Source organism: Pseudonocardia lutea (assembly GCF_042658055.1).
Classification (GTDB): Bacteria; Actinomycetota; Actinomycetes; order Mycobacteriales; family Pseudonocardiaceae; genus Pseudonocardia; species Pseudonocardia lutea.
In genome coordinates, this window is record NZ_JBHSQK010000094.1 from 1 (window position 1) to 10,674 (window position 10,674).

Annotated in this window: 7 protein-coding genes and 1 pseudogene; 4 read left to right on the forward strand and 4 right to left on the reverse strand. The window is 71.3% G+C overall.

What is annotated here, in order from left to right; genetic code table 11:
* Positions 1–271: pseudogene (locus ACFQH9_RS28020) on the forward strand (hypothetical protein); the annotation flags it as partial.
* Between the two features lie 545 nt (positions 272–816).
* Positions 817–1,329 (forward strand): cupin domain-containing protein, encoded by a 513-nt coding sequence (locus ACFQH9_RS28025; RefSeq protein ID WP_379570713.1) that lies wholly within the window; start codon positions 817–819, stop codon positions 1,327–1,329.
* Between the two features lie 472 nt (positions 1,330–1,801).
* Here ACFQH9_RS28025 and ACFQH9_RS28030 read toward each other — a convergent pair whose 3' ends face one another.
* The 3 genes from ACFQH9_RS28030 to ACFQH9_RS28040 form a co-directional block, all read right to left on the reverse strand.
* The gene (locus tag ACFQH9_RS28030; protein WP_379570715.1) at positions 1,802–3,229 is read right to left on the reverse strand and encodes an FAD-binding oxidoreductase; all 1,428 of its coding nucleotides are present in this window, start codon (positions 3,227–3,229) and stop codon (positions 1,802–1,804) included.
* 95 nt (positions 3,230–3,324) lie between these two features.
* Positions 3,325–6,165 carry an ATP-binding protein gene (locus tag ACFQH9_RS28035; RefSeq protein ID WP_379570717.1) on the reverse strand — a complete coding sequence of 947 codons (2,841 nt, stop codon included), beginning with the start codon at positions 6,163–6,165 and terminating at the stop codon, positions 3,325–3,327.
* Between the two features lie 721 nt (positions 6,166–6,886).
* On the reverse strand, positions 6,887–7,402 hold the full coding sequence (locus ACFQH9_RS28040; protein ID WP_379570719.1) for a universal stress protein: 516 nt from the start codon (positions 7,400–7,402) through the stop codon (positions 6,887–6,889).
* Positions 7,403–8,029: 627 nt separating this feature from the next.
* Here ACFQH9_RS28040 and ACFQH9_RS28045 point away from each other — a divergent pair.
* Both ACFQH9_RS28045 and ACFQH9_RS28050 read left to right on the forward strand, forming a co-directional pair.
* Entirely contained in the window at positions 8,030–8,284 is a 255-nt protein-coding gene (locus ACFQH9_RS28045) for a hypothetical protein (RefSeq protein WP_379570721.1), read from the forward strand.
* A 107-nt stretch (positions 8,285–8,391) separates the two neighbouring features.
* On the forward strand, positions 8,392–8,685 hold the full coding sequence (locus tag ACFQH9_RS28050; RefSeq protein WP_379570723.1) for a hypothetical protein: 294 nt from the start codon (positions 8,392–8,394) through the stop codon (positions 8,683–8,685).
* Between the two features lie 419 nt (positions 8,686–9,104).
* On the opposite strand, the gene ACFQH9_RS28055 is transcribed toward ACFQH9_RS28050, so the two are convergent.
* Positions 9,105–9,953 carry an NmrA/HSCARG family protein gene (locus tag ACFQH9_RS28055; RefSeq protein WP_379570725.1) on the reverse strand — a complete coding sequence of 283 codons (849 nt, stop codon included), beginning with the start codon at positions 9,951–9,953 and terminating at the stop codon, positions 9,105–9,107.
* Positions 9,954–10,674: the final 721 nt, after the last annotated feature.

Here is a 10,674-nt window from a genome sequence, read left to right on the forward strand (position 1 = left end):
CGTGCACCGCCGGGTGCTCGCTCACCGTGAATGGTTCCTCGGTGCCCTGACGGAACTGTTCGCACAGGTGGGGGACGGCCTTGCCGGGCCTGCCGCACGGCACTTCGTCATGCTGCGCGATGGCGCCATGGCAGGCGGCTGCCTGTCCGATCCGGAGGTCGTGTCCGAGACCTTCCTCGACGGCGTCGAGGGGCTCCTGTGGTCGCGGTCCGTGCCGGGCGCCCCGCGAGGGTCGGCCGGACGCGGGGCGCCACCCGCCACCCGAACGTGAGGCGGATGCGTCGACGGTCCCCTCACAGCGCCACAAGTGCCGTGCCGTGCGCGACGGCGGGAGCGCCAACTACCGCCACACTGCAAGCGACGCTTCCCCCGACGCGCAGGATCCGCAGACCGGCCACCCACAGATCGTCGTCCGACGAGGCACTGCGTGCCCCCCCGCCGGCGGACCCCGGCGACACGGGCAAGGACGAGAGCGTCCTCACCTCATCGATCCACTCGACCCGGCCGGTCTACCCGGGTACATGCAGTGCGCGACGGTCGTCACGACCAGCCCGAGTCACGGCGTGCGGCTGACCTCCTCGAGCCGCTCGTGCTCGGCGATGGCCTCGTGAGGCAGCGTCAGCGGCTGCTGACGCCAGCGCGACCAGACGTCGACGACGACGAACCGCTCGCGTTCGGCCTTCCAGCCGGGCCGCGGCTCGCTGATGCTCAGAGCCTTGAGACTCCTTCAGGACGCGCACTCGACTGCCTGGGCTCGGTAGGAGGGGTCGGCTTCTGCGTATGGCTCTCGGCGCCGCAGAGCCGCATGCTGGCGCGATGTCGAGCTTGACTGCTGGTGAAGTCGTTCATGTCGACCCGTCGGCGCTGTCGACGATCGATCACATCGGCATCCTCGCCCGGGTGGTGCTCCCCGGAGAGGTCACGGGCGGCAACTTCGCGGTCGTCGAGCAGCGGGGGCGCCTGGGGTTCATGACTCCTCGTCATCTGCACACCTCCGAATCCGAGACGTTCATCGTGCTCGAAGGCGCGCTAGAGGGATGGTGCGAGGGCAAGTCGATCCTCGTCGAGGCGGGACAGGTTCTGCACCTGCCGGCGAACCGGGAGCACGCCTTCCGTGTCGCCTCGGATCGCGCGCACCACTACATCGTGGTCAGCCCCGGTGGCTTCGAGGAGTTCTACCCGGCGACCGGTACCGTCCTCGACCGGTCGGCGTTCGACGAAGCCCCGCCTCTCCAGGGCCCGGTGTCACCCGAGAAGGTCGACGAGCTCGCCGCCTGGCTCGCCCCGAGGGGCGCCTCCATCACCGGCCCACCCCCCTTCGCCCCCTGAACCCGAGCAGGAGGCGTTGCCTCACGAGACGTGCCCGCTGCGCTTGCGCGTCGTCGTGATCCCGCTGTTGCGAGCCGCTGCGCACAGCACTGCCCGAAGCTCGGTCCGGCCCGGCTGCGCACGAACACGCCGGTGCAGTTGTGCCCGTTGGCTCCGGTCGACTGATCGGCCGGCGCGGGAGGCGGCGACAGGGTTGATCCCGCGACGACCGGCGCAGAGGTCAACAAGATTCGGCGTACAACGTCGTGCATTGGCCGCTGCTGGTTCGGCGGTAGCCGGTGCGGGCTCTGCGCGGCGGCGTCATCGCGGAGCCGGGGGCGGACGCGGGCGCTCATCTGGCGCGGTGGCGTCTGGAGGCAGTTCTCCGCTCGCCCGGATCAGCGGTCACGTGTACGGCCCCACCCTCTCCATGGCGGAAGCCCGAGGCGAGGACCGACCCAATCCCTTGGCCGTGCTTCTGCCGTGCCTCGCGTCAGCGTTGTCGCGTCCCGCTGTGGCCGGGAGGGATGTTGTGGTTGCCGCAGAACACGTTGTCGGGATCCCACACCGCCTTGACGGCGATGAGACGGTCGTAGGTCGCCGCGCCGTAGGCGGCGCGGATGCGGTTCGCGCCCTCGTCGGCGTCGAGGTGGTTGATGTAGGCCCCTCCCGCGGAGCCGGGAAGGCAGGCTCGCCACGCCGAGCGCGCCCACTCGACGTGCGGTCCGCGGGCGTCGCCCGGCTGCCAGCAGCCGGCGACGGTGACGACGAAGGCCGCGTCGCGATAGGTGAACGCGGTCTTTTCCGGGGCGACCCGGGAGACCGCTCCGCCCATCTGGTGCAGCAGGATCTGGTGCAGGGGCGAGGTGCGGGCGAGGTGATGGTCGACGAGGGCGTCGACGACGCCGTCGGGCAGGTCGGCGAGCCACTCGGATTTCACGTAGTAGTGCAGGCCGCGCGGGGTGAAGGCGTCCACCATCTGCTGGAGGGCGACGTAGGGGATCGGCCCGAGCAGGTCGACGGCGGGCGGGGCGAATTCGCGCAGGAAGCCGAGCGCATGCTCGCCTTCGGCGAGCCCTCCGTGGTAGGCGGCGCCGAGGACGACGACGGGGTGCCCGTGCAGGGCCGCCGGGAACTCCGGCGCGGGTGGTGCCACCACGAGGGCCGCCATGAGGCTGGTCTCGTCGGGTACGCGCGAGGCGTGCTCGCGAAGGAATCGCAGGGCGTCGGCCGTGCGCTGTGCGGGGTGGACGAGGGCGCCGCCGTAGAGGATCGGGCCGACGGGGTGGAGCCGGTAGGTGAAGCGGGTGACGATGCCGAAGTTGCCCCCGCCGCCGCGAAGGGCCCACAGCAGGTCCGGGTTCTCGGTGTCGCTGGCGCCGACCACCCGACCGTCTGCGGTGACGACTTCGGCGGCGAGCAGGTTGTCGCAGGCCAGCCCACAGGTGCGCTTGAGCCAGCCGAAGCCGCCGCCGAGGGTGAGCCCGGCGATGCCGGTGTCGGAGACCTCGCCGCCGGTGACGGCGAGGCCGTGTTCCTGCGTGGCGCGGTCGAGCTCGGCCCACACCACGCCCGCGCCCACAGTGACCAGCCGCTGGTCGGGGTCGACGTCGATGGTCTTCATCGGCTGGAGGTCGATCAGCAGGCCGCCGTCGATGGCGGAGAAACCGGGGATGCTGTGACCCCCACCGCGCACCGCGACGGGCAGGCCGGTGCGCCGGGCGAACCGGATCGCCTCGACCACGTCCGGCGCCTCGGCACACCGGACGATCACGGCCGGGTGCTTGTCGACCGCGCCGTTCCACACCCGCCGCACCTCGTCATAGGTCGGCGTGCTGGGGTCGAGGACGGGACCGGTGACGCGGGCACGCAGCCTTGCCAGGTCCTCGTCGGCGAGCCCCGGCCGAACGGTTGCCGTCATCGTCGTCCTCCCTCGCTCACGGACTTGACACGACGACGATGCGCGGTCGGGTCCGCCGTGGGATCCGGGAAGGCCACGTATCCCGGCTCGACGGGCTACGTACCGGTGTGCGACGCAGATCCGTACTGGTCGCGGGCCAACCGGCCGAGCTCGGCCCGGCCGGGCGCGCCGGTCTTGTGGAGCAGGTGTTCGACGTGCTTCTCCACCGTCCGCGGTGACAGGTAGAGCCGTGCGGCGATCTCGCGGTTGGACTGCCGCTCCCCGAGCAGGCGCAGGACTTGCGCCTCCCGGCTGGTGACTCCGAGGGCACGCAGGCGCTCGGGCACCTCCGTCGGCCCTCCTCGCGGGGCCGGGAGGCCGGCGCGGCGAAGCAGATCACGGCACGCGATGGCCACGCGCGCGTGTCCGGTCTGCTGGAAGAACTCAGCGGCCTCGGCGAGCCACTGCTGAGGGGCACCCCAGTGGTCGCCGAGTGCGGCTTCGGCGACGTAGCGGCGACCGAGGTGCAGCCAGGCGTCCATCCGCTGAGATCTGAGCATCTCGGTGGCGGCGGCGACGCGGGCCCCCGCTCCGACGCGATCTTCGGCGCGGGCGTCGAGGACGGCATACGCCATCTCGACGATCGCGATGTTGACCGGGATGGCCATCGCCCCGCGATCGCGAACCTCGTCGATCGCCTCTGATCCGGCCCCCGCGAGGACACGCAACAGCACGTCGAGCGCAACGAACACTCCGCCGACGCCTGGAGCATCACGCGCCCACTGCTGTGCGATGGAGAGTTGCTCGAGGGCACGAGTCCGGTCCTCGGCGAGCAGCGAGGCGGTGGCTCGGGCGTGTCCCCACGCATAGGCCTGAGCCTCGGGATGGTCACCTGCGAGCCGCAGCGCGTCCTCGATCGTGTCCTCCATGGCGTCGACGCGGCCGGCGATGGCGTACGCGAAGCCCAGCTGCAGCAGGGCCGTGACGTGCACATCGGTCAGACCGAGCGCTGCAGCGACCTGGACCACGCGTGCGCCGACCGTGACGGCCTCGTCGATCTCGAACAGGAAGGCATGCAGCCCGATCAGCTGCAGGTCGACGCTCGCGGCCAACGACAGCGCCCCGGCACGGTAGGCCAGCTCGCTCGCCCGCCGCGCCCGCGTCGACGAGGAGCGCCGGAACATCTCGATCGTCCCGAGCTCGTGCAGTGCGCGGACCGACCGCAGCGCCAGGTCGTTGTCACGCGCAATCGCGTGCGCCCGCTCGAAGATCTCCTCCGCCTTCCCCAGGTCCCGCATTCGCTCCAGCCGGCCCAGGACTTCCAGCGCCTCGCACGCGACATCCGGCAGATGCAGGTCCGCGGCCCGCGCAGCGGCACCCGTGGCCAGGCGCTCGGCGTCGTCATAGCGCAACTCGCCGATGGCGACGTGCGCGGCCAAGGCGTCGACCGCTGTGCGCAACCTCAGGTCTCCGGACTCGGCGGCGAACCCGGCCGCCAAGGTCAGGTGGTTGCGGGCCACGTCCCAGCGGGTCGCCGTGTCGGCAGCCCGCGCCAGCAGGAGATGCAGCCTGCCCCGCCGCTCCGCCGGAGCGTTCAGGTCATCCAGGAGCGTCAACGCCTCGTCGCCGGTTCTGAACGCATCCTCGACCCTCGCCATCAACGCGAAGGTCTCCGTCAACGCCTCGGCAACCTCGAGCCGGATCGACTCGTCCACCACGGGCAGGGTGTGCAGCTGACCGAGAAGCCGTTCGGCCGTGCTCAACGCTCCCTGGCCGATGGCGCGCCGTCCGGCCTCGAGTAGCCGGCGGGCGGCGATGTCCGGCTCGCCGCAGGCGCGCCACAAGTCTGCCGACAGCTGAACCCGCCCATCGTCGTCGGTGCCGGGGGAGTCCGAGCATGCAGCGTCGACGGCCTGCGCGGCGCGACGCGTCAGAGCGATCCGGCTTGGTGGCAGCAGCGCCATCAGGACCGCATCCCGGGTCAGGGCGTGACGGAAGTGGATGTCGCCGTCACGGTCGACAACGAGTAGCTGCAGATCTACTCCGTCGGCGAGGCCACGCCTGACGGTGACCTCCGGGAGCCCGGTCACCGGTGGGAGCAGTCGCCAGTCGAACCGTCGTCCGAGCACGGCAGCACACTGGACGACCAGGGCCGATTCAGCAGACAGGGTCTCCAGGCGCCGGGCCACGGTGTCGCCGAAGGTCGCGGGGACAGCGTCCGAGATGCCGGCTGCCGGGATCGACAACAGCTCCTCGACCAGCAACGGCACGCCCTCGGACCGCGACGTCACCACGTCGACCAGGTCTCGGGTGGGACCTGTTGTGCACGTCGTCACCATCGACGCGACCTCGTCCCCGCTCAGACGATCGAGCTCGACCACGGCGGCTGCGCCGCGGTCCGCCAAGCGTGCCACCAGGTCGTCAGCCGCGGAGGCCTCCGCGGGCCGCAGGGTCACGACGAGCACCAGCGGCTGGTCCGCGACGTTGTCGGCCAGATACTCCAGCACTGCCAGTGTGCCCGGGTCCGCCCAGTGCAGGTCCTCGACCACCATGAGCGTTCCCGCGGTGCCGGCCAGTGAGCGGCCAAGCCGGAGCACCCCTTCGGCGACGGCGACCGGCGAGTCCTCTCCGCCTTCCTCCTCTCGCCAGTCGGGCACGAGGGCGCCAAGGGCATGGCGGAACGGGCGCAGCTCCACCGAGTCCGGTTGCACGCCCGAACGCGCCACCGCCATCAGCGCCTCGACGAAGGGCCGATATATCCCCTGCCCCTCCTGCACACACCGCCCGACGAGCAAGGTCAGCGACCGTGCGCGGGCCGCTCCGATCGCCTCCCGCACGAGCCGGGACTTGCCGATTCCCGCTTCCCCCCGCAGGACGAGCGATATGCCGTTGCCGGCAGGCACCTCATCGAGGGCGCGCGTCATGATCCGGAGCTCGCGGTCCCGGCCGATCAACACGGGACACAGCGTCCGGCCACGGCCCGCGGTCGGGCCCAGCCACTCCCCGCTCACGGCGGAGAGACTAGGAACCAACCCCCTCCGTCGTCACGGCTTCCGACGGCCCTCCGGGGCCCACGGCCTCGTAGAGCCGTTCGTCTCCCTCCGGCAGGATCATGGGGCGACCGTTTCCGGCCGGACTGCCGCTTCTGCTCGAGCGGAAACGGGTGGGCCCGTTCGAGTCCCGCGTCATGCTGTGGCGGTGCTCGATCGCGCGAGGAGCTGTTCCCTGCCCGACAGATCAGCCTCGTCACTCGGGTCGCCGGCGGACCACGCACGGTGTCGGCGATCTCCGGTCTGCGCCAGGAGGCTGCCGGTGTGTCCAGCAGCTTCCGGTAGCGCTGGTAGACCCACGTGCAGCTCGGGGTCGGCTCGCGCCGCCCTGAGCACGTCCGCGTTAGAACCGGGCCTGTCGGGTGCCGAGGGTCAGTCGGCCAGGCCGGTCAGCCACGCGTGCCCCGGGTGTACCGCGGACAGAGCGTCCCGCAGCCACTGACGGGCGGTCTGGCCCGACAGCGGCCAGGTCAGGTGGAGGTCGCGGCGATCCTTGTCCCGGTCGAGGCGGGCCTTGTACAGCAGCGTGATCTCGGGTGGAGGTAGCGGATCCCGTCGGCGGCCACCCAGGTCGCGTCGTCGACGGGGACCACGTGGTCGGCCCAGCGTCGGTTGGTCCGGAGCGCTGTCAGGCCGTCTTGTCCGAGAGGGCCCAGTCGGCGACGGCCTGCTGGAGTTGGCGTGCGCCGCGGGCCAGGGCCGGTATGTCGTGGGCCATCTCCGGTGCGGGGACGACCAGGACCGGGCAGTGGGCCTGGCGCAGACATTGCCGCGCGGTGGGCGACAGGGTCCAGCGGTCGGGGCGTCCGGCCCCGAGGACGAGGAGGTCGGTGTCGCGGTGGGCCAGTCGTGGGAGTCGATATCCGGGTTGGCCTTCCACGACCACGGTGCGCACATCCAGGTCCTCGGGTGGCCCGCCCATGGCTTCGTCGAAGGCCTTCGCCACGGTCTGCAGGCAGTTGACGACGCCGGGCTTGTGTGCGGTGGTGCGTACGGACTCCAGGTTGTTCCCGGTCTCCCAGACATGGACGGCGTAGAGGACGGCGTCGCGCTCGCGGGCGGCGTCGACCGCGACTCGCAGCGCCTGCAGGTTGGTCAGCGTCCCGTTCACACCGACGATCACCCGCTTCTGAGCAGCCGTCATCGTGACGTCGTCCTTTCAGTCGATCTCCCGCACCCGCACAGGAACTCGGGCGCGATCCCGACCCGACGGCTCGCCGACGTGGCCCAGCCCGGCGGCTCGGCCCGCTCGCTCGGTACGGATGGGGGCACGCAGGGGTCAGCAGGGGAGTGACGAGACCCCGCATGCCCGTCCAGGGACTTCCTGGACGACCTCCACGATGCCGCGGATCCCGCCCAGGGGCAGGGGTTGCGGGCCGCCAACTACGCACTGACGAATTTGCCGAACCTCGGCAGTTCTTGCCAAGAGGGGGCAGGTGGATCAAGCGGGCCACCGGATCATGCGCTCGAGTAGATTATTGATGTCGTTCTCCTTTGCGACGCCCTCAGCTGGGTGCCGCGCACTGCCCACTTGCCGGAGACCGGCAAGCACGTGCAATGCGATTTGGTCGCGGTCCGCCCCTGCGTCGACCCGGCCCGGACAGGCACGGTCGGTCGGAGCGCCCCTGCATGGGGCGGTCGACCCGCCATGGGTCTCACGATCATGTCGAGTACTCGGCCGGGCACACACGGCCGAAGGAGGTCCGGTCACGTGCGTCCGTTCTGTGCAGATCCGGTGTCGCTCGCAGCGGCAGCGGCCCGAATACGGTCGATGCAGCCCGGCCAGGTCACGACGGGAATCCTGTCGGCGAGCGGGCGGCTGGTGGAGAACCTCGCGGCTGTCCTCGTCCATGACCGGGCCGCCGCGCCGGCCTGCGTGCAGCGCGCCGCAGAGAGGCTGGCCGCCGAGGTGCTCGCGACCGACCGGTACGTGTCCGGCTCCGGTGAGCGGGGCGAGCCCGACGGCCGACCGCCGCTGCAGCGCACGCCCTTCACCGAATCCATCAGGCTCGGGAGGATGGGGTGACCCCGCAGGCGGATGGCGGACCCCGGAGCACGCTCCTCACCGAAGAGCCTGCGCGCCGGGCGGTGGAGCCGGTCCGCGTCACCCTCACAGCGGCTCACCTGGAGTCGATGCCTCGTAGCGTTCCGACGCTGGTCGGGCGGGTTCGCCGAGCACTCGCCTCCCGGGGCGCACCGGCGGACGACGTGGCCGGCGCGGTGATCGTCGACCTGGCCGAGCTGCCGGTACTGGGCGCAGCGGCGTGTGTGCAGGTACTCCTGCTGGTCCGGCTGCTGCACGACCACGCCGACCGTGTGGAGGTGGTCGTCGCGGGAGTTCCCTCGACCGCCCGGGACTGCCTGGCGGGCGGACTGCCCGAGGGGGTCCGGCTGGTCGACCGGCGCGGGCGGAGCTGGCCTCACTGACGCCCTCGCGCTCCCCGTCGGCCCGGCGGTGCGCGCGCGAGTCTGGTGTGCGGCCGCGGTCGGTACGGGCTCTTCAGCACTGTCTCGCACACCTGACCCCGTTTCCGGAAAGTATCTCGGAGCAGAAGTCGGGGGCGCGCTCGATGATGTGAGCCTGATGATCGTTCCACTGCAGACCTCGACCGTCGGGGGTCGATCGTGCCGGCCACAGCGCGCAACGCGCTGACAGCGCGGACATGACAGCGGACCATGTGCAACGAGGGTCCGGCGCGGGCGGCCACGAGTCGACCAGCGGGCTCGCCGCTGTGCAGGTGGCGTTCGCCCGCGGCGATCTGAGGCCGACCGAGCACATCGGCATGGTCTTGGACCGGCTACGCCACGACCCGCACAACGCCGTGGTGACCCTCGACGAGGTCGTGTCAGGCGTTGAGAACCTGCCGGGCCCAGTCCTGGTAGGTCGTCCAGGCGAGGTCAGGGGCCTCGGCGTGCAGGGCGGAGAGGTCCACGGAGTACCCCGGTCCGTTGAGGAAGGTCCACATCGCCCGCATGTCCGCGTTGTGGATGCGGCTGGGGTCGCTCGCTCGGTGCTCGACGGGCCGGCCGAGTGCCGCTGCGAACGCGGCGGCCATCTGCTCGGGGGTCGGGGCGTCGCTCGCCAACTCGATGCGCCGTCCGACGTACTCGGCGGGTGCGGTCAGCACGCGTGCGGCGAACTCGCCCAGGTCGCGCCGGGCGAGCTGCTGGAGGGGACGGTCCCCGGGGAGCGGGAGGTCGAGGACGCCCGCGCGCAGCTCGTCCAGCCCACTCAGGGCGTTCTCGAAGAAGTAGGTCGGGCCGAGGATCGTGAACGGGACGTCGCCGTCGCGCAGGTCCCGCTCGATGACGGCCTTGCTCTCGAAGTGCGGCACCCCGCTGTCGGCGTCCGCGCTGGCGACGGAGCTGAAGACCAGGTGCGGCACTCGGGCCCGCGCCGCGGCGGCCAGGATGGTGCGGCCCTGTGCGATCTCCGCGTCCGTCCCGCTCTCGAACGGCGTGGTCATGGCGAAGGCCGCTCGGATGCCGGACATGGCGGCGGTCAGCGCGTCGACGTCGTCGAGCCTTCCAATGGTCAGCTCGGCCCCCTGTGTGACCAGGCGCTGCGCTCCCGCGGACTCCGCCCGCCGGACGAGGGCGCGGATCGGCACGCCGCGGCGGCCCAGGGCGGCGGCGACCGCACCGCCCTGCCCGCCCGTGGCGCCAAGGACCAGGATCGACTCTTCGGCGTTCACGACATCCCTTTCGCGTTCAGCTACTTGCGCCCGCAGTCCCCAGGGGCGCCCCCGTCATCCACGAGCGAGGCAGGACCGAGGGCGGGCAGGTCGGTATGGTCCCGCAGCTCCTCCACGCGTGCGCAGAGCGCGTCCACCCAGATCGGCAACACGCGAAGGTGCCGGCGCCTGAATTGCCCCGTCGAAGCCTTCATCGAAGTTTGATCGGGGCGGTCATCCTCGCGGCCGTCGTCCTCCTCCAGTGGCGAACTGGTTCGGGTCGAGCCTGCGGGGCCGGTGTGCTGCTAGGACGTGTTTAAGAAAGCGCGGCGGCGAGTGCCCGTAGCCAGATGTTGATCGTGGCGATGTGCAGGGTGGCCTCGTAGCGTAGGGCGAGTTTGTCGTAGCGGGTGGCGAGCGCGCGGTGCTGTTTGAGCAGGTTGATGCTGCATTCGACGGCATGACGCTGCCGGTAGATCTGCTCGTCGAAGNCGGGGGCGTCCCGGCCCGAGCCGGGGCACCCGCAGTGCGTCGAGGACCGGGATGAACTGTGGTGAGTCACCTCGATGACCCGCAGTGACGAGCGCGGCGAGTGGTCCGCGGCCCTGCTCGCAGGCCAGGTGGATCTTCGTGGTCCAGCCGCCGCGGGAGCGGCCGAGCCCGTGATCGGCGGGCTCGTCGCCGGGTGGCTCGGTTTGCTCCTGCGGTCGGCGTCGGGCTCCGGCGGCGTGTTGGTGGGCGC

What these genes read in the sequence shown, in the direction of transcription:
- ACFQH9_RS28025 (WP_379570713.1), top strand. Translation starts at nt 817, where the DNA reads ATGTCGAGCTTGACTGCTGGTGAAGTCGTTCATGTCGACCCGTCGGCG.
- ACFQH9_RS28030 (WP_379570715.1), bottom strand. Translation starts at nt 3,229, where the DNA reads ATGACGGCAACCGTTCGGCCGGGGCTCGCCGACGAGGACCTGGCAAGG.
- ACFQH9_RS28040 (WP_379570719.1), bottom strand. Translation starts at nt 7,402, where the DNA reads ATGACGGCTGCTCAGAAGCGGGTGATCGTCGGTGTGAACGGGACGCTG.
- ACFQH9_RS28050 (WP_379570723.1), top strand. Translation starts at nt 8,392, where the DNA reads ATGCCTCGTAGCGTTCCGACGCTGGTCGGGCGGGTTCGCCGAGCACTC.
- ACFQH9_RS28045 (WP_379570721.1), top strand. Translation starts at nt 8,030, where the DNA reads ATGCAGCCCGGCCAGGTCACGACGGGAATCCTGTCGGCGAGCGGGCGG.